Here is a 16,959-nt window from a genome sequence, read left to right on the forward strand (position 1 = left end):
CTGACTGGGTTCAGCCTGAACACAAAGACGGCGGGAACAGACAGTGTGTCTGTTCCCGCCGTCAGTGTTTTGGGAAGTCTGCTTCCCGCTGTTTCAGGTGATCAGTAAGCTTTGGCAGACTTCACGGTGACGGTGATCTTCCGACCGTTGGGTGCTTCGTATTCGACGTCGTCGCCGACTTTCGCACCGTTGACCGCTTTGCCAAGCGGCGACTGTTCGGAGAAGACCTCAACCTTGTCCTCTTCAGAGATGATTTCGCGCGAACCCAGCAGGAACTCCATCTTGCGGCCGTTCATTTCGACCACGATGAGCTTGCCGGGGCCTGCGATTTTGTCGTCCGCATCGGCTTCGCCGACTTCTGCGTTGCGCAGCAGCTCTTCGAGCTGGCGGATACGAGCTTCCATTTGGCCCTGTTCGTCGCGGGCAGCGTGGTAGCCGCCGTTTTCTTTGAGGTCGCCCTCTTCGCGTGCCGCGTCAATGCGCTCGGCGATTTCTGCGCGGCCCGGGCCCTGGAGGTGCTCGAGTTCCTTCGTCAGGCGCTCGTGGGCCTCTTTGGTCAGCCACGTCTTGTCGCCGACGTTTTCCTCAGCCATGCTGTTTCCTCCTCAGGCGCTGCACCGTGCAGCGCTTGTCTACGTGAAATCCCGGGTCCGCAGGGACCCGGGATGGTGATTCGGCTATCTTAGCTGACGAACCAGCAGGATTCTAAGTGTCCCTGTACGGCCCGCTGGGTCGTGTTGACCTCGACTTCCTGATGGAACAGATCTGACGAGGCGGTGTCGGGTGACGCTGGGATCGTCACTTCGCGGTAGCCCACCACGGCTTCGAAATCGTTCTTGGCAACAACTGAGCACACGGAGTCCCGTTCGCGATCCGGACGGATGTTGAATGTCACGACCGCGCGGTTGGAGTCGAGGGCCTCAAACGAAACATTGGACGCTGTGGTCGGTGCGCCGGCCGGGCGGAACGCGAAGAAAGCAGCCCCGATTGCAATGAGTACGGTGACGACGCCGGCGACGATGAGCAGAGGGCGCTTATTCAGCTTCGTGCCCTGATAGCCCGGTGCACGACCCCCGTATCTTTCGCTCACAGCCGACCTTTCTGTCAAGCGTCTACCTTCGACGTACTAGTCTAGAGTAGTCATTTCCGCCCGGAGCGACCCCGCGCCCTCATGGAGGTCCACGTGAAGCCAACCGCGCCGTATTCGCAGCTGCGCATGCTTGCAGTGCATGCTCACCCTGACGACGAATCGTCTAAGGGAGGTGCGACGACGGCGCTCTACACGACACTCGGAGCGCAGGTCACGATCGCCACGATGACCGGTGGGGAAGCGGGTTCGATTCTCAACCCTGCTCTCGAGGGAAGCCCCGCGGCCATTCGCGACATCGCGGGTCTGCGCCGGGACGAAATGGCGCGTGCCGCACAGCGTCTTGGTGCCCAGCACAAGTGGATCGGCTTCGTTGATTCGGGCCTGCCCGAAGGCGGCTTCGACGATATTGATCACGGAACGTTCTGGACCGCTCCGACAGAAGTCGCGGCACGGCCCCTGGTCCACCTCATCCGCCAACTGCGCCCGCACGTGGTGACGACCTATGACGAACTCGGCGGGTACCCCCACCCGGACCACATCCGCGCTCACGAAGCCACGATGCTCGCAGTCCAGATGGCAGCTGATGCTGACTGCAATCCCGAACTGGGCGAGGCCTGGCAGGTGCCGAAGGTCTACTACAACATGGACCTCACCCCGGCTAAGTGGATGCACATTCACGGCATCATGGCGAAACTGGGCGCTGAATCGCCCCTGAGTGCTGAACGCCAGGAGCGCATCCGCAGCTCGGCGAACAAACGCGACTACAAGCTGACCGCATCAATCCCCGCGGGGGCCTTCTTGGAGACCGCGGCAGAAGCGCTGCGCGCTCACGCAACCCAGATCGACCCAAGCAGCGGGTTTTTCTCGGAAGTGCAGATGATGGCTGAACAGTACTGGCCCACAGAAGAGTTCGAACTCGCCGTCGACAACACCGGCAGGGACGGCGATTTCGGCGAGTTCTCCGAACATGACCTGTTTGAGGGAATCACACTCGAAGACGGCACCGTCGTAGCGCCGGGAGACCTGAAAGCCGCCATGCGCACAGCCGGAATTGAGATCGTCGAACCCGCCCAGAAACTCCAAGGAGAATGATGCTCGACACCATCGTCTTCGCCGTGGCACAGCAACAGCCGCCGAAAATGCCGGACCCCGTGCTGGTCACCCCCGGCACAATCGGGTTCGTCGCCACAGCGCTTGTTGTGGTTGCAACGATCTTCCTCATCCGCGACGCCGTACGCCGCATTCGCCGCATTCGCGCACGCGACGGCGCACGGGTCGAATACACCATTCCGCTGCGCAAAGACGGCGACCTCGAAGGACAGCAGTCAGCCCGCCCCGACTGGCAGGGACCGGAAGAGAGGCAGGACGGCGACAGCGGACAAACCGGACCCGAAGACACCCGCACAGACAGCTGAAAGCTGATCGGCGCCTTTAAGAGGAATGCCAAAAGATCGGGGTGACTGCCTGACAGGGCAGTCGCCCCGCTTTTATATGGCCATAGCGGAGGCGGTGAGCATAGCCGCCAGATGACAGCCGTAGCCCACCACGGTGCAGGCGTGGAAGATCTCGTGGAAGCCGAAGGCTCCCGGCACCGGATTGGGGCGCTTGAGCCCGTAGATGACAGCACCGGCAATGTAGAAAGCCCCGCCGATCACCACGAGGATTCCCGCGGCAAGGTTCGCCACCCACATGTGCGGCACATATCCGACCCCGGCCACACCGATGCCGATGTAGACCGGGACGAAAAGCGCACGCGGGGCTGACGTCCAGATGAGCCGGAAGGCAACACCGGCAGCCGCCCCAACCCACATGACGGTCAGGAGGATGAGCGCCTCGTCAGACGGCAGCAGGAGCAGTGCCAGGGGAGTGTAGGTGCCGGCGATGATGAGGAAGATGTTGGCGTGATCGAACCTGCGCAGCAGCAGGCGAATGCGCATGCGCCACGGTCCACGGTGATATACAGCCGAAGTGCCGAACAGCAGCATGCCGGTCAGGGCGAAAACAGCAGCACCCAGGCGCACCGGGATGGTCGGACCGAGGATGACGGCAGCGAGTCCGCCGATGACGGCCAAAGGGAATGCGCCGACGTGAATCCACCCGCGCCACGATGTTTTCTTCTGCCCGACCATACGGCCCAGCTCAGTGCGAAGAAAGGCTCGCCTGCGGCGTGACATGCGGCTGCGCGACACAGAGACCCTGCGGCCGGGGGCAGTGGTTTCTTCACGTGGCCGATCGTCCGGAACAAGGGCCGAGGCGGCGGTTTGGTGCTCCATATGTGAAGTGTATGTTTTGGGACTGATAGAAGCGTGGGCATTCCACAGGGCGGCCCCTGCTATCTATTAGATTAGGAATGCACCCACAAGCACACGGTGGATGCGGAAGTCGATGGGCTGAAGGCTCACATGAGTCAACTGTCCGCACGGGAGGAAGGCCGAAAGATGAAAGCACCGAGAATACCGCGTGCTGGTTCATCCACGGGCCTGCTGCACTGGCTGTACAACCTGCGCATGGTCAAATCCCTGCAGCCGGACACCGCGATTCCCCGTCACATCGGAGTCATCACCGACGGCAATCGTCGCTGGGCGCGCGAATTCGGCGCAACCACCGAACAGGGCCACAGGGCCGGAGCTCAGAAGATCATCGAGTTCTTGGGCTGGTGCGATGAAATCGGCGTCGAAATGGTCACCCTCTACGTCTTGTCGAAGGAAAACCTGGCCCGTGCCGAAGAAGAAGTTGCGGCGCTGACCGAAATCATCGGCGACCTTGTTGACGAAATCGCCGACACTGAGTGGTACTCCGTCAACCTTGTGGGCAATCTTGAACTTCTTCCCGGTGGTCTGCGCAGCCGACTGCAGGCGGCACAGGAACGGTCTGCCGGGGCGTCTGAAACAGCTTCGCGCGTTGCGGTCAACATTGCCGTCGGCTACGGAGGGCGGGCTGAAATCATCGACGCGGTTCGGTCCTACCTGAAGGCAGAACTCGAAGCCGGACGCGACCTCAGCTGTACAATCGACGATGTTTCCGAAGAGAAGCTCTCAGAGCACCTGTACACGAAGGGACAGCCGGACCCCGATCTGATCATCCGGTCGTCGGGCGAACAGCGGCTGTCAGGCTTTCTTATGTGGCAGAGCGCCTATTCGGAGTTCTACTTCTGCGAGGCCTACTGGCCGGCTTTCCGCAAAACAGACTTTCTGCGCGCGGTGCGCGACTTCTCGAACCGTTCACGCCGCTTCGGCCGCTGACGGGCCGAATGCGCACCGGGCGTGGCGCCACCGGGGCGTGGCGCCTGAAGCTATAAGGCAGCTAAAAGACGGGCGCCCGCCGACTCCGTGTGGAGCCGGCGGGCGCCCGTTCTGCTGTCAGGGGCTTGCCGAGACTGGTTTGCCCAGCGCTGGGTCAGCGGTTGTAGTTGCCGACCATGGTCATCACGTCAAGAGCCTTGTCGAGCTCTTCTTCCGTGATGGTTCCGTTTTCGACGTAGCCCAGGTCGATGGTGGCTTCCTTGACCGTCATCTTCTCTGCAACAGCGTGCTTGGCGATGGCTGCAGCTGCTTCGTAGCCGATGACCTTGTTCAGCGGAGTCACGATCGACGGCGATGCTTCGGCGAGGAAGCGAGCGCGCTCTTCGTTGACTGTGAGGCCGTCGATCATCTTTTCAGCCATGACGACCGAGGTGTTGGCCATCAGGCGGATGGATTCCAGCAGGTTCGCAGCCATGACGGGGATGCCCACATTGAGTTCGAAAGCGCCGTTGGTCGAGGACAGCGAAATGGTGGTGTCGTTGCCGATGACCTGAGCCGAAACCATGATCGCGGCTTCGCAGATGACCGGGTTGACCTTGCCGGGCATGATCGACGAACCGGGCTGGAGGTCAGGAATGTGGATTTCGCCCAGACCCGTGTTGGGGCCCGAACCCATCCAGCGCAGGTCGTTGTTGATCTTCATGTAGCTGTAGGCGATGGTGCGCAGCTGACCGGAGACTTCCACGAGGCCGTCGCGGTTGGCCTGTGCTTCGAAGTGGTTGCGCGCTTCCGTGATGGGCAGGCCGGTCTGTTCGGCCAGCAGTTCGATGACGCGCTTGGAGAAGCCGTCGGGCGTGTTGATGCCGGTGCCGGTGGCAGTGCCGCCCTGCGGGACTTCAGCCACGCGGGGGAGCGAAGCTTCGATGCGCTCGATGCCGATGCGCACCTGTGCGGCGTAGCCGGAGAATTCCTGGCCCAGCGTCACCGGGGTTGCGTCCATCAGGTGGGTACGGCCGGCCTTGACGACGTCCTTCCAGGCTTCGGCCTTTTTCTCCAGCGATTCAGCGAGAGTGCGCATAGCCGGAATGAGGTCGTTGACCAGTGCGCCTGTGACGGCGACGTGCACCGAGGTGGGGAACACGTCGTTGGAGGACTGGGAAGCATTCACGTGGTCGTTGGGGTGAACCTCGATGCCCTTGTCCTTGAGGATCTGGGTGGCGAGGTTGGCCAGGACTTCGTTCGTGTTCATGTTCGACGAGGTGCCGGAACCGGTCTGGAACACGTCGATGGGGTATTCGCCGTTGTGCTTGCCGGCGATGACTTCGTCAGCTGCCTGGGCGATGGCTTCGGCGCGGTCGGCGTCGAGAACGCCGAGTTCCTGATTGGCGCGCGCTGCGGCCTTCTTCACCTGGCCGAGAGCCGCGATGTGAGCGTTTTCGAGGGTCTTGCCCGAAATGGGGAAGTTCTCGACGGCGCGCTGGGTCTGCGCGGCGTAGAGGGCGTCCTTGGGGACTTTGACTTCGCCCATGGTGTCGTGTTCGATGCGGAATTCTGTCACTGTGCTGCCTCCGTGAGTTCGTTTTCCGTGGCCGCTTCGCCGCCGATCTGGGCGACGATCTTGGCGCGGCCGTCTTTGAGCTTGTAGGTCATGCCGACGATCATGAGCTGGCCGGAGTCGACCAGCTCTTTGAGGATCTGTGAGCGTTCGTACAGCAGGTGCACCGTGTCGACGGTGTTCTGGTGTACAGCGCCGCCGATGTCATTGAAGCCGTCGCGACGAGCGTGGATGACGGTCGGCAGGAGTCGTGAGACGACGTCGTAGACGAATCCGTTGGGCGTTTCGCCGGTTTCAAGGGATTCCACTGCGGCGGTTACAGCCCCGCAGCTGTCGTGGCCCAGCACGATCAGCAGCGGTGTGCCGAGGTTGGATGCCCCGTATTCGAGGCTGCCGATGGTGACGGCGTCCGTGACCTGGCCGGCCGTGCGGACGACGAACATTTCGCCAAGACCGACGTCGAAGATCATTTCCGCGGCAACGCGCGAATCAGCGCAGCCGAACAGCGTTGCATACGGGTGCTGGTGGTCGGTCAGCGTGCTGCGGTGCTTGGAGTTCTGGTTGGGGTGCGACGGGGTGTCGGCAACAAAGCGCTTGTTGCCTTCCATCAGGTGCTCAAGCGCCTGCTGCGGGGTCAGATTGCGTGCCGGCATCAGACCAGACCTCGCGCAGCGGCTTCCTTTGCTGCTTCTTCGTAGGAGTGGGTCTTCTCAAGAAGGTGCTCGGCCATGACGGTGCGGACCGTGCCGGACTTCGAGCGCATGACGAGCGATTCTGTGACGACGCGCTTGCCTTCGTAGCGCAGACCGCCCAGGAGGTCGCCGCCGGTGATGCCCGTGGCGACGAAGTACGTGTTGTTGCCGGTCACGAGGTCGTCAGTGCTGAGCACCGCGTCGACGTCGAGACCCGCGTCGACTGCACCCTGGCGTTCAGCGTCGTCCTGTGGCCACAGGCGACCCTGGATGACGCCGCCGAGGGCCTTGATTGCGCAGGCCGAGATGATCCCTTCGGGGGTTCCGCCGATGCCCATGAGCATGTCGATTCCGGTGCCGGGGCGGCAGGCTGCGATGGAGCCCGCGACGTCGCCGTCGGAGATGAGCTTGACGCGTGCGCCGGCGTCGCGGACCTGCTGGATGAGGTCTTTGTGGCGGGGGCGGTCGAGGATGACGACGGTGACCGAGGAAGGGTTGCCGGGGTTGCCCTTGGCCTTTGCAACGCGGCGGATGTTTTCGTCCACCGGCAGGCGAAGGTCAACGTAGTCTGCGGCGTCGGGGCCGACGACGAGCTTTTCCATGTAGAAGACAGCCGAAGGGTCGTACATGGAGCCGTCTTCAGAGACCGCCATGACGGAAATCGCGTTGGGCATGCCCTTGGCGGTCAGCGTGGTGCCGTCGATGGGGTCGACTGCGACATCGCACAGAGCGCCGTCGCCGTTTCCAACTGCTTCGCCGTTGTACAGCATGGGGGCTTCGTCTTTTTCGCCTTCGCCGATTACGACGGTGCCGTTCATGGTGACGGTTGAAATGACATTGCGCATGGCGGCAACTGCGGCGCCGTCGGCGGCCAGTTTGTCGCCACGGCCCACCCACGGGGCTGCCGCGATTGCGGCGGCTTCTGTGACGCGGACGAGTTCGAGTGCGAGGTTGCGGTCGGGTTCGCCGGCCTGCGTGCGCAGACGCTGCGTCCATTCATCGGTGACGGCCTGAGGCGGGGCAGAAGCCCGTCCGCCGTTGTGGTGGCCTTTGACAGTCGGGTTTTCTGCCGGTGTTTCGCTGGTGCTCATAGTCCTTATTGTGCCACCCGGCTGTGACACAGCGAACTCAGATGGGCCAAGGGGTGGGTGGGTGTGCGTTTGCGTTCGCGCTCAGAGACAATAGGGGGCGTGTCTGAGAAGAAGCCCGTTCCCGGTTCGCGGGAAGAAATGCGCCAGATCCGCCTGACGTCGAACTGGGTCAATATGATCATCGCCCTGCTCATCTGCTTCGGCGTGGTGTTCGTTGTTTTTATGCTCGTTCCGCAGCCGAAGGGCGATCCTACGCGCAGCGTTGATGTTGCCTCGATCGGCCAGGCTGCCGAGGATCACGCCGGCTTCGATCTCTACACACCGAAGCTTCTCGAGGACTGGAACGCCAATGACGCCCACTTCACCAAGATGGGCCACCCTGAGGCAGATACGTGGTACGTGTCGATGGTCGGCCCCCAGGACCAGTGGGTTTCTGTTCGCCAGTCTGAGGGCGACGATGATTGGCTCGCCTCCGTTGTTGACGGCGCTGTCGAACGCGGAAAGTCGGACATCGATGGGGTGACGTTCACCGAATACGAATCGAAGGACCTCACCCAGCAGGCGCTGGTGGGCAAGATTGCCGGAACAACGGTCGTGTTCAAGGGCTCAGCCCGGTGGGAGAGCTACCACGAATACGCGAAGCAGGCCGTCGAACAGCTGAACGGCTGAGTGCTTCTTTCACTGGCTCTGCTCCAGCGCGGCTGCTGAACGCCGCTGAGCGGTCGGAAACCGCCGCTGAAGCTGCAGCCCTTATTCAGCGGACTCCGTGGTGTTTTCGCGCTTGGCCTGAGCCTCGTTGAGGGTTTCGCGGGCACCGTCGAGCCATGCTTGGCACCGGTCGGCGAGTTCTTCTCCGCGCTGCCACAGGCGCAGTGATTCTTCCAGCGGCAGGTTGCCGCCTTCGAGTGTGCGCACGACAGTGACGAGTTCGTCGCGCGCCTGTTCGTAGCTCATGTTCTGCGCATCCGACGGTGCAGCGGTGCTTTCGGGCATGGTGTTCTCAGTCATGTGAATCTGTTCCTTCCGTGGGGCGTCCGGGGCCGTCGGTGTTGGTGATTTCAGTGACGTCGGCGGTGAAGACACCGCGCTCGACTGTGATGGTCAGGTGATCGCCGGGTAGAAGTGTTTCCGCAGAGCGCACGGCGGTTCCGTCAGCGCTCTGCACCACGGCGTAGCCGCGAGCCAGAGTGTTCAGCGGCGACAGCGAGCGAACCTGGGTGCGCAAATGCTGGACTTCCGCCAAGCCGGACTGCACTGCTGCATTGCCCAGCTGCCAGGCGCGTTCGCGCCAGTTTTCGACATCCTGTTGGCGTGAGGTGATCATCTGCTGCGGTTCAGCGAGCACGGGCCTTGAGCGCACGGATTCCAGTGCTGTGAGTTCGCGTGAGATAAACCTCTCCAGGGCTCCGTCCAGCTGGGCGCGCGCCTGGAGGATCTTCATGTTTTCTTCGTGGACGTCCGGCACGATTCTCTTGGCAGCGTCGGTCGGCGTGGATGCGCGCAGGTCCGCAACTTCATCGAGGATGGGGTTGTCGGCTTCGTGCCCGATGGCTGACACCACGGGGGTGGTGGCATCAGAGACCGCGCGGATGAGCGTTTCGTTGGAAAACGGCAGGAGGTCTTCCATGCTTCCGCCGCCGCGGGCGATGACGATGACGTCGATAGTGGGGTCGCTGTCGAGTTCGCGCAGTGCGCTGATGATCTGGCCGACCGCGGTTGTTCCCTGCACCGCTGTGTTGCGCACTTCGAACTGCACGGCCGGCCAGCGCAGGGTGGCGTTGCGCAGGACGTCCTTTTCGGCATCGGAGTTCCGTCCGGTGATGAGCCCGATTCTGCCGGGCAGGAACGGCAGCGGCTTTTTGGCCGCAGGGTCGAAAAGGCCTTCCGCTGCCAGTTGACGGCGCAGGCGTTCCAACCGGGCGAGGAGTTCGCCAAGACCGACCGGGCGGATGTCGCGAGCGCGCATGGACAGGCGTCCGGCTTTGCCCCAGAAGTCTGCTTTGAGCTGCACGACGATGTGCGAGCCTTCTTCGATGGGGGATTCGAGCCTTTCGAGGACGTCGTTGAACACCTGCACGGGCAGCGACATTTCTTCGTTGAGGTCCCGCAGCGTGAAGTAGCTGACCCGGCCGCGCCGGTTGAACTGGATGACCTGGCCTTCGACCCACACGACCGACATGCGGTCGATGTACTCTTTCATCTTGCGCGACAGAAGAGCCAGGGGCCACGGGTTGTCCGCAGTGGTGTCGCCGGCCAGTGCGGGCAGGGGGCGTGGGGTGTGCGCGCCCAGTGTTCCCGGGGTTCCGCTGATCCGCTGTGCCACGCTTCCTCCGCTTCTGCTGCCGTCGCTTGGGGTTGTCGGGAAGTCTAACGCCAGGTGCTGACACAGAATTCTCATAGGCGCTTCCTACAATGGTGGCGTGAGTACTGTGAGCGTTCCCATGCCGGCCATGCCTCGTGTGCGCAAAGAGCCGAGTGAAATCCGACAGCCCGAGAGCGCTAAGCAGGTTCTGCTGGCGGCTCCCCGCGGTTACTGTGCGGGCGTTGATCGTGCTGTCATCGCCGTTGAACGTGCCCTTGAGCACTATGGTGAGCCCGTTTATGTTCGGAAGGAGATCGTCCACAACCGCCATGTTGTTGAGACGCTCACCGAGCGCGGCGCGATCTTCGTCGATTCCGCCAATGATGTTCCCGAAGGCGAACGCGTGGTGTTCTCTGCCCACGGTGTGTCTCCGGAGGTGCACGCCAAGGCCGCTGCGCGCAATCTCGAGACGATTGACGCCACCTGCCCGCTGGTGACGAAAGTACACCGTGAGGCAATCCGCTTTGCCAAAGAGGGCTACCTGATCGTCCTTGTGGGCCACGATGGTCACGAAGAAGTCGAGGGCACGATGGGCGAAGCCCCTGACCACATTGTGCTGGTGCAGAACCCGGATGAGGCTCGCACGGTCGATCTGGGTGATCCCGAAAAGCTCATTTGGATTTCGCAGACCACCCTGTCGGTGGACGAAACCATGGAAACGGTCAATATTCTGCGGGAGCGCTACCCGCAGCTGCAGGATCCGCCGAGCGATGACATCTGCTACGCCACCCAGAACCGTCAGGTTGCGGTGAAGAAGATCGCACCGCAGGCAGATTTGGTGATCGTTGTGGGCTCGGCGAATTCGTCGAACTCGGTGCGTCTTGTCGAAGTTGCTCTGGAAGCCGGAGCGAAGGCCGCGCACCGGGTGGACTTTGCGCGCGAAGTCGACGAAGAGTGGTTCCACGATGTTGCCACCGTCGGTGTGACCAGCGGTGCTTCTGTTCCCGAGGTTCTGGTGCAGGGAGTGCTGAAGCTTCTGGCCGAGTACGGCTACACGGATGTCGAAGAAGTGCAGACCGCTACCGAGGACCTGATGTTTTCGCTGCCGCGCGAACTGCGCAAGGACCTCAAGGCTGCCGGACACAAGACGTCAAACAAGAAGGATGGCGCGGACCGCGAACACGACCTGCGCTGACGTTTCTTAAACGTCACACAGCCTGCCGCTCAGCCGGCCAGATCAGTGATCTGGCCGGCTGAGTTCGTCTGCGCTGGGTTTGCGCACAGCGGCGTCGAGACCGGGCAGGGCATCGATCTGTTCGGTGCTCAGGCCTGTGTGGGTGAACTTCCGTGCAGTTACCAGGAACCTGCTTTCAAAGGACCCAATGAACGTGTTGTAGTCGCCGACCGCTCGCTGCAGTGCCGTACCGACTCGGGCTGCGTGACCGGCAAGCGTTCCCACGCGGTCGTAGAGTTCCCGGCCCAACTGCAGGACTTCTTCTGCGGAGCTGCTGATGGCTTCGTGCCGCCAGCCCATGGCTGCGGTCTTCAGCAGCACGAGGAGGGTCGAAGGGGAGGCAATGACGACATTGCGCGACATCGCCTGTTCGATGAGCTGTGGGTAAGCAGCCGCGGCCTCTGACAGGAGAGAATCGCTGGGCACAAAGCAGACGACGAAGTCAGGGGAAGCGGCGAACTGCTTCCAGTACTCCTTTGATGCCAGCGAGTCGACGTGCCGCAGGAAGGCACGCGCGTGTTCGTCCGCGGCGGGCTTGCCGTTCTCTTCTGCCCGCAGGCGTGCTGACAGCGGTGCTTTTGCATCGACGACGATGGTTCCGCCGTGGGGCAGGTTGATGACCATGTCGGGGCGGAGGGCGGAGTGTGCTGTGGTCACGCGGACCTGAGTGTCGAAGTCGACGTGTGGAAGCATTCCCGCGTATTCGACGATCCTGCGCAGTTGAACCTCACCCCACGCACCGCGGGACGAGGTCGCGTTGAGCGCCTGTCCAAGCCGTCCGGTCGATTCGCGAAGGTCCCGGTTCTGCTGGCTTAAGTGAGTGAGCTGTTCGCTCAGCCTGGTCATCTGCTCAATGCGCTGGCGCTCTGTTTCGGTGAGGTCTTCCTGCAGCCGGCGCACTCCGGCTGCAAGAGGGCCGACAGCGCCGGTGAGTTCGCCGGCTAGGCGCGCATCAGCCTCCAGTGCTTCGGAACGGTCAGTCAGAAGCTGCTGGGCTGTTTCCGCTTGAGCAAGCCTGGTGGACATTTCCGAGCGGGTGCGCGCTGAACCGAACAGGAAGCCGATAACAGCACCGAGCGCGAGGAAGACGATCGCTGCAACGGCGGCGGTGACGAGGGCTGCTGTAGTCATGCCCCCAGTGTGCACCGAGGCACTGACATAACCAGGGGCAGCTGTTTTCGGATCAGATTCAATCCAAGGGGAATAGTCAAAGGTTCAACTTTGTTTGGCTGGCATGAAGTCTTTTGGATTCCTCAGCTTCGGGCATTACGTGCCGGGCAGTGACCTTGATGCCAAACAGATGCTCACTGACGCGGTTGATATCGCGCAGGGTGCCGACGAACTTGGTGTCAACGGCGCCTATTTCCGTGTTCACCACTTTGCGCCGCAGTCGGGTTCGCCCATGCCGCTGCTGGCGACGATTGCGGCCAAGACGCGCAACATCGAAGTCGGCACCGGTGTCATCGACCTGCGTTAGCGCATCTCATGGTTGTGACGTTGGATAGCGGCTGCCGCCCGCGGCTGCGCCGCGGTTGCCCCCAACGTGACCGACTGGCCCACCCGAGCCCCTGTCAGTGACCGTTGCCGAGTCCTCCCGTGAGTCGGGCGTGGAACGCAGTCGTGAACTCGTTCATCCCGACGAACTCGACCGCCTTGCCGTGCTGTTCGTATTTGGTCTCGATTGCGTCGAGCGCCGCGACGGTGGAGGCATCCCAGATGTGGGATCTCGTGAGGTCGATGATGACTCGGTCAGGGTCGTCGGCGTACTCGAACATGGTGGTGAGGTCGTTGCTGGAGGCGAACAGGAGCTGACCCTCGACTGTGTAATGCGCGATCCGAGCGCCATCATGTTCAGTGATCTCACGCTTTACGTCGATGAGGTGGGCGACGCGGCGCACGAACATCACAGAGGCGACGAACACGCCGACGACGACACCGACGGCGAGGTTGTGGGTGGCGACGACGACGGCGACGGTGATGACCATGACGGTCGTCTCGCTCTTAGGCATCCGGCGCAGGGTGGAGGGCTTGATGGAGTGCCAGTCGAAGGTACCTACGGAGACCATGATCATCACCGCGACCAGCGCCGCCATGGGGATGATCGCAACGATGTCGCCGAGGACGACGATGAGGACCAAGAGGAACACACCTGCGAGGAACGTCGAGATGCGGGTGCGGGCCCCGGACACCTTCACGTTGATCATGGTCTGCCCGATCATCGCGCAGCCGCCCATGCCGCCGAACAGGCCGGAGAGCAGGTTCGCGACGCCCTGCCCCCAGCTCTCCCGGGTCTTGTTTGAGTGGGTGTCGGTCACATCGTCCACGAGCTTCGCCGTCATGATCGATTCCATCAGGCCTACCAGCGCCATCGCGAGGGCAAACGGCGCGATGATCGTGAAAGTCTCCCATGTCAGCGGCACATTCGGTATGAACAGCTCGGGAAGGCTGCGCGGCAGCTCACCCTTGTCGCCGACTGCGGGTACGTTGATCGCGAAGACGACCACGGCGGCGGTCACCAGAGCGATCGAGACCAGTGGGGCCGGTATGACCTTGGTGATCTTCGGCATGAAGACCATGATCAGCAGCCCGACCGCGACGAGGGGGTAGACCATCCAGGGCACGCCGATGAGTTCGGGCACCTGTGCCATGAAGATGAGGATCGCCAGCGCGTTGACAAAGCCGACCATGACGCTGCGCGGGATGAATCGCATGAGCCTGGCGACTCCGAAGACGGCGAGGAGGATCTGGAAGACCCCAGCCAGAAGCACCGTCGCGATGAAGTAGTCCAAGCCGTAGTCGCGGGCGACGGGGGCGATAACGAGAGCGATAGCGCCCGTCGCCGCGGTGATCATGGCGGGTCTGCCACCGAGGAACGCGATGGACACTGCCATCACGAATGAGGAGAACAAGCCCACACGTGGATCGACGCCCGCGATGATCGAGAACGAGATCGCCTCAGGAATGAGCGCCAGCGCCACGACCAGGCCTGCGAGAACTTCGCGGGTGAGGATGCGCGGGGTCTTCAGTGCGGTGAGCACCGACGGTTCGGGCCGGTACCGACCCTTGTCTTCTTTGGTCGCAGTGGGCACGGCCATGCGGTACCTCCATCTGTTCAGGGCGGCGCTCTCAGGCCGAGAGCGGAGAATGTCTGGTGGTGCGCGACAACGCGCGGCTTCGCCTGGTGATAGATCGCCACGGCGGAGGCATGTCCAGCTCATGTGGACACGAGAGTCAACACTAACGTAACGTGAGAGTTGTGTCGAACTGAGACGATGAGATGAGGAGGCCTCCGTGCCCGAAGCGGGAATGATGCACATCGGAGAGCTGGCTGAGCGGACAGCTCTGTCGCAGCGCACGATCCGCCACTACGACGAGATCGGACTCTTGACGCCCTCCGGACGCTCCGAGGGCGGGTTCCGGCTCTACACTGAGGGCGATCTCGGCAGACTCCTGCTGATCCGGCGCATGAAGCCACTGGGATACTCGCTCGATCAGATGGGCGACCTGCTCCGGGCGCTCGACGGCGCGGATGGCGTCGGTGCTGCCGCCGAGAGCGCCCGGCGGGCGCTGAACGATTTCCGCACCGACGCGGATGAACGCCGCGCGAAGCTTGCCAAGCAGCTTGACGCCGCTGACGAGTTCATCGGCCTGCTCGCCGCGCACTCCTCGGACTGAGTCGAAACAGACACACGATGCGCTATCTGTGCCAGCGAGGCCACTTCGGCAACCCGCGGCCCTTCCAGGCCGGCAACCCAGCGGACGGATGCGAAGAGCCCGTAGCCGGCCCCGGCGAAGCCCACGGTGACCACGAGCCAGCGCCCGATGCCGAGCCACAGGCTCCCGTCCACGTCGAGCGCCCACTGAGCGCCTGTGATGAGCCCGGCGATCGCCATCCAGAGCCCAGCGACGACCACGACCACTGGCAGGAAAGCGAGGCACATCGCGGCGGCAGCCGACCAGAGCTGACGAGCCTCTAGCTTCGCCGTCGCCGCCAGGATCCGCTCGGCACGCTCGTTCGACGCGTCGAGGTTCGCGGTCATCGTGGCGGAGGCCTCCCCGGCGACCTGCTCGACGGCCTTCTCGACCCGCTCCTCGGTCCGCTTCTCGATCCGCTGGACCGCGCCGCCGACCTGGCTCACGAGCTTATGGTTCGCTGCGGCCTGCGTCTTCAGCCCCTCAATCGCCGAGGCCGTAGCCGCGCGATTCTTCTGCGCCTCCGCGACCAAGCTCCGCGACGCGGCGTTCAAGCTCTCGCCGTTGAGACTCTGCGCGAACTCGCCGAGCGTGCTCGCGATCTCGTTCTGCCTGCTCTCGATGCTCGCGATCCTCGCGGACACGTCGCTGGAGGGCGAGGAGGTCGACGCCGGGGCCGTGATCCGCTCCAGCCGCCTCGTCGTCTCCTCGTCCATGACCTTCACGAACCCCGCGAGCTTCTTCTGCTGCTCGGTCAGCGTGGCGATCCTCGCATTCTGCGCCTCGACGGCGGCGAGGATCGAGGTCAACAACTCCATCATCTCCGGACTGCCGAGCTGCTGCTGCGACTGTACGGGCCCGTTCTGCTGCTTCAGCCTGTCGAGTGCTGCGCTCATAGTCCTGCTCCTTCTGCTGCTGGTGGTAGTCGAAGAACGCCTGCGCGCCCTCCGGGGTGAAGTCCGCCGAGAGTGCACTCGCGCGCTTGCGGCGCTCGGCGCGCCCGGACTCGCCGCGGCGGTCCTCGATGTAGAGCGTCCAGGTCTCCTGCCCGGCGCGCCTGCCCTTCTTGCTGACGGGGCTGTGCAGCCGCATCCGCGGCACCCGCTCCCCGTCATCGCCGAGCTGCTGGTTCTGCTCCTCGATCACCGCTTCGAGACCGGCCTTGTCCACCGCGCGGGGGTCGGCCAGCGCCGCGCTCATCCGGTCACCCATCTCGCGGTCGAGCGATCCCTCGGCGAAGTCCTCTCGGCGCAGCTCCCAGTCCTTCGGCGCGTGCTCCAGCCGCTTCACGACCGAGAGCCCGTGATCGCGCATCAGCTCGTCGTTTGCCGACTGCACGCCCTTCTGGTTCCCGGCCTTGCGGTCGTGGAACGTGCGATAGTCCGAGAGCGCCTTTCCCGTGCGGTTGTTGTGATTGAGAACCAAAATATGGTTGTGCGGCTTCTTTCCCCGCCCATCCACATGACTGACGACGAGGCAGTCCGAATCCGGGTGCATCTTCTTCGCGAGCTGGTAGCCCAGATCGTTCACCCTCTGCACGTCCTCCGGATTCTTCGGATCGAACTCTTCGTCGCTGAACGACTGGCGGTAATGCAGCGCCTCGACCTCGCGCGTCGTGTTCTGCGTCAGCGCCCGAGCGCGCGCCGAGAACGCGCCGAGGCCTCCCGGCACATCGCACGTGATCGCTACGCCCCGCGCGTCCTCCTTGCCACGGATATAGCGCTCCGTGTCGGCGGCACTGGCGCTCGGGCTGTAGTGCGTCGTGCTCATGAGGCCGTCCGATCCCCGAGCAGGGCGCGAACCTCGCGCAGCAGCTCGATCAGCTCGGGCACCTCCGCCGACAGCGCCACCGACTCACCGGCCCGCGCGCGGCGGTCCAGATCGTTCACGTTGATCGCCAGCGGGCGCACCTGCGCGGCAAGCTCGCGAGCGTCCGCCGACGCCTGCACGCGCGCCTCGCCCCAGAGCAGGTGCGCGGCCACGGCAGCGTCCAGCTCCTCGCTCCGAGAGGCGTGGAGCGCGTCGCGCACCACGGCCCGCACCCACGCGCTCGGAGCCAG

At 63.3% G+C, this 16,959-nt stretch carries 20 protein-coding genes; 8 read left to right on the plus strand and 12 right to left on the minus strand.

Annotated features, from left to right (window positions below; genetic code table 11):
* Window positions 1-101: 101 nt before the first annotated feature.
* Both greA and Bravens_RS01835 read right to left on the minus strand, forming a co-directional pair.
* Window positions 102-593: a transcription elongation factor GreA gene (greA, locus tag Bravens_RS01830; RefSeq protein WP_062019779.1), complete on the minus strand. Its 492-nt coding sequence runs from the start codon at window positions 591-593 to the stop codon at window positions 102-104.
* Between the two features lie 89 nt (window positions 594-682).
* On the minus strand, window positions 683-1,090 hold the full coding sequence (locus Bravens_RS01835; protein WP_062019781.1) for a DUF4307 domain-containing protein: 408 nt from the start codon (window positions 1,088-1,090) through the stop codon (window positions 683-685).
* 93 nt (window positions 1,091-1,183) lie between these two features.
* Between Bravens_RS01835 and mca the strand changes: the two genes are divergently transcribed.
* Window positions 1,184-2,182, plus strand: a complete 999-nt coding sequence (mca, locus tag Bravens_RS01840) for a mycothiol conjugate amidase Mca (RefSeq protein ID WP_082790966.1) — start codon at window positions 1,184-1,186, stop codon at window positions 2,180-2,182.
* Window positions 2,182-2,505: a hypothetical protein gene (locus Bravens_RS01845; protein WP_019175601.1), complete on the plus strand. Its 324-nt coding sequence runs from the start codon at window positions 2,182-2,184 to the stop codon at window positions 2,503-2,505. The genes mca and Bravens_RS01845 overlap by 1 nt, the downstream gene beginning before the upstream one ends.
* A gap of 72 nt (window positions 2,506-2,577) precedes the next feature.
* Here the strand turns inward: Bravens_RS01845 and trhA are convergent, their stop codons facing one another.
* Window positions 2,578-3,363 carry a PAQR family membrane homeostasis protein TrhA gene (gene trhA / locus Bravens_RS01850; RefSeq protein ID WP_062019785.1) on the minus strand — a complete coding sequence of 262 codons (786 nt, stop codon included), beginning with the start codon at window positions 3,361-3,363 and terminating at the stop codon, window positions 2,578-2,580.
* 165 nt (window positions 3,364-3,528) lie between these two features.
* On the opposite strand from trhA, the gene uppS reads away from it, so the two are divergent.
* Window positions 3,529-4,332 (plus strand): polyprenyl diphosphate synthase, encoded by an 804-nt coding sequence (uppS, locus tag Bravens_RS01855; protein ID WP_062019787.1) that lies wholly within the window; start codon window positions 3,529-3,531, stop codon window positions 4,330-4,332.
* Between the two features lie 154 nt (window positions 4,333-4,486).
* On the opposite strand, the gene Bravens_RS01860 is transcribed toward uppS, so the two are convergent.
* Genes Bravens_RS01860 through glpX form a run of 3 tightly spaced genes read right to left on the minus strand, consistent with a single transcriptional unit; the run spans window position 4,487 to window position 7,670 of the window.
* Window positions 4,487-5,890, minus strand: a complete 1,404-nt coding sequence (locus tag Bravens_RS01860; RefSeq protein WP_082790967.1) for a class II fumarate hydratase — start codon at window positions 5,888-5,890, stop codon at window positions 4,487-4,489.
* Window positions 5,887-6,540 carry a carbonic anhydrase gene (locus Bravens_RS01865; protein ID WP_062019789.1) on the minus strand — a complete coding sequence of 218 codons (654 nt, stop codon included), beginning with the start codon at window positions 6,538-6,540 and terminating at the stop codon, window positions 5,887-5,889. The genes Bravens_RS01860 and Bravens_RS01865 overlap by 4 nt, the downstream gene beginning before the upstream one ends.
* Window positions 6,540-7,670: a class II fructose-bisphosphatase gene (gene glpX, locus Bravens_RS01870; protein ID WP_082790968.1), complete on the minus strand. Its 1,131-nt coding sequence runs from the start codon at window positions 7,668-7,670 to the stop codon at window positions 6,540-6,542. The genes Bravens_RS01865 and glpX overlap by 1 nt, the downstream gene beginning before the upstream one ends.
* 99 nt (window positions 7,671-7,769) lie before the next feature.
* On the opposite strand from glpX, the gene Bravens_RS01875 reads away from it, so the two are divergent.
* Window positions 7,770-8,339, plus strand: coding sequence for a DUF4245 domain-containing protein (locus Bravens_RS01875; protein ID WP_062019791.1), 570 nt, complete (start codon window positions 7,770-7,772; stop codon window positions 8,337-8,339).
* An 81-nt stretch (window positions 8,340-8,420) separates the two neighbouring features.
* Here Bravens_RS01875 and Bravens_RS01880 read toward each other — a convergent pair whose 3' ends face one another.
* Both Bravens_RS01880 and xseA read right to left on the minus strand, forming a co-directional pair.
* Complete coding sequence (locus tag Bravens_RS01880) at window positions 8,421-8,678, minus strand: exodeoxyribonuclease VII small subunit (protein ID WP_061944103.1); 258 nt, start codon at window positions 8,676-8,678, stop codon at window positions 8,421-8,423.
* Window positions 8,671-9,993 (minus strand): exodeoxyribonuclease VII large subunit, encoded by a 1,323-nt coding sequence (gene xseA / locus Bravens_RS01885; RefSeq protein WP_062019793.1) that lies wholly within the window; start codon window positions 9,991-9,993, stop codon window positions 8,671-8,673. Before xseA ends, Bravens_RS01880 begins: the two co-directional genes overlap by 8 nt.
* A 118-nt stretch (window positions 9,994-10,111) precedes the next feature.
* Here xseA and Bravens_RS01890 point away from each other — a divergent pair, with 118 nt between their 5' ends.
* Window positions 10,112-11,167 carry a 4-hydroxy-3-methylbut-2-enyl diphosphate reductase gene (locus Bravens_RS01890; protein ID WP_062019795.1) on the plus strand — a complete coding sequence of 352 codons (1,056 nt, stop codon included), beginning with the start codon at window positions 10,112-10,114 and terminating at the stop codon, window positions 11,165-11,167.
* 42 nt (window positions 11,168-11,209) lie between these two features.
* Here the strand turns inward: Bravens_RS01890 and Bravens_RS01895 are convergent, their stop codons facing one another.
* Entirely contained in the window at window positions 11,210-12,337 is a 1,128-nt protein-coding gene (locus Bravens_RS01895; protein WP_062019797.1) for a DNA recombination protein RmuC, read from the minus strand.
* A 103-nt stretch (window positions 12,338-12,440) separates the two neighbouring features.
* Here Bravens_RS01895 and Bravens_RS01900 point away from each other — a divergent pair, with 103 nt between their 5' ends.
* On the plus strand, window positions 12,441-12,683 hold the full coding sequence (locus tag Bravens_RS01900; protein WP_082790969.1) for an LLM class flavin-dependent oxidoreductase: 243 nt from the start codon (window positions 12,441-12,443) through the stop codon (window positions 12,681-12,683).
* A gap of 94 nt (window positions 12,684-12,777) precedes the next feature.
* Here Bravens_RS01900 and Bravens_RS01905 read toward each other — a convergent pair whose 3' ends face one another.
* The gene (locus tag Bravens_RS01905; protein WP_062019801.1) at window positions 12,778-14,301 is read right to left on the minus strand and encodes a SulP family inorganic anion transporter; all 1,524 of its coding nucleotides are present in this window, start codon (window positions 14,299-14,301) and stop codon (window positions 12,778-12,780) included.
* 196 nt (window positions 14,302-14,497) lie between these two features.
* On the opposite strand from Bravens_RS01905, the gene Bravens_RS01910 reads away from it, so the two are divergent.
* Together Bravens_RS01910 and Bravens_RS10635 are read left to right on the plus strand one after the other, a co-directional pair.
* Complete coding sequence (locus Bravens_RS01910) at window positions 14,498-14,881, plus strand: MerR family transcriptional regulator (protein ID WP_062019803.1); 384 nt, start codon at window positions 14,498-14,500, stop codon at window positions 14,879-14,881.
* A 17-nt stretch (window positions 14,882-14,898) separates the two neighbouring features.
* Window positions 14,899-15,183, plus strand: a complete 285-nt coding sequence (locus Bravens_RS10635) for a hypothetical protein (RefSeq protein ID WP_070576606.1) — start codon at window positions 14,899-14,901, stop codon at window positions 15,181-15,183.
* 199 nt (window positions 15,184-15,382) lie between these two features.
* Here Bravens_RS10635 and Bravens_RS10335 read toward each other — a convergent pair whose 3' ends face one another.
* Window positions 15,383-16,669 (minus strand): relaxase/mobilization nuclease domain-containing protein, encoded by a 1,287-nt coding sequence (locus tag Bravens_RS10335; protein ID WP_070576604.1) that lies wholly within the window; start codon window positions 16,667-16,669, stop codon window positions 15,383-15,385.
* On the minus strand, window positions 16,666-16,881 hold the full coding sequence (locus Bravens_RS10885) for a hypothetical protein (protein ID WP_082790974.1): 216 nt from the start codon (window positions 16,879-16,881) through the stop codon (window positions 16,666-16,668). The genes Bravens_RS10335 and Bravens_RS10885 overlap by 4 nt, the downstream gene beginning before the upstream one ends.
* Between the last annotated feature and the right edge of the window lie 78 nt (window positions 16,882-16,959).

It is taken from the genome of Brevibacterium ravenspurgense (assembly GCF_001584615.1).
GTDB classification, from domain to species: Bacteria; Actinomycetota; Actinomycetes; order Actinomycetales; family Brevibacteriaceae; genus Brevibacterium; species Brevibacterium ravenspurgense.

Bases quoted from the DNA above. Each gene is read 5' to 3' on its own strand.
- Bravens_RS01845 (WP_019175601.1), top strand. From the start codon at position 2,182: ATGCTCGACACCATCGTCTTCGCCGTGGCACAGCAACAGCCGCCGAAA.
- Bravens_RS01895 (WP_062019797.1), bottom strand. From the start codon at position 12,337: ATGACTACAGCAGCCCTCGTCACCGCCGCCGTTGCAGCGATCGTCTTC.
- Bravens_RS01880 (WP_061944103.1), bottom strand. From the start codon at position 8,678: ATGACTGAGAACACCATGCCCGAAAGCACCGCTGCACCGTCGGATGCG.
- greA (WP_062019779.1), bottom strand. From the start codon at position 593: ATGGCTGAGGAAAACGTCGGCGACAAGACGTGGCTGACCAAAGAGGCC.
- Bravens_RS10635 (WP_070576606.1), top strand. From the start codon at position 14,899: ATGCGCTATCTGTGCCAGCGAGGCCACTTCGGCAACCCGCGGCCCTTC.
- Bravens_RS10335 (WP_070576604.1), bottom strand. From the start codon at position 16,669: ATGAGCACGACGCACTACAGCCCGAGCGCCAGTGCCGCCGACACGGAG.
- uppS (WP_062019787.1), top strand. From the start codon at position 3,529: ATGAAAGCACCGAGAATACCGCGTGCTGGTTCATCCACGGGCCTGCTG.
- Bravens_RS01890 (WP_062019795.1), top strand. From the start codon at position 10,112: ATGCCGGCCATGCCTCGTGTGCGCAAAGAGCCGAGTGAAATCCGACAG.
- trhA (WP_062019785.1), bottom strand. From the start codon at position 3,363: ATGGAGCACCAAACCGCCGCCTCGGCCCTTGTTCCGGACGATCGGCCA.
- glpX (WP_082790968.1), bottom strand. From the start codon at position 7,670: ATGAGCACCAGCGAAACACCGGCAGAAAACCCGACTGTCAAAGGCCAC.
- Bravens_RS01865 (WP_062019789.1), bottom strand. From the start codon at position 6,540: ATGCCGGCACGCAATCTGACCCCGCAGCAGGCGCTTGAGCACCTGATG.
- Bravens_RS01905 (WP_062019801.1), bottom strand. From the start codon at position 14,301: ATGGCCGTGCCCACTGCGACCAAAGAAGACAAGGGTCGGTACCGGCCC.
- Bravens_RS01900 (WP_082790969.1), top strand. From the start codon at position 12,441: ATGAAGTCTTTTGGATTCCTCAGCTTCGGGCATTACGTGCCGGGCAGT.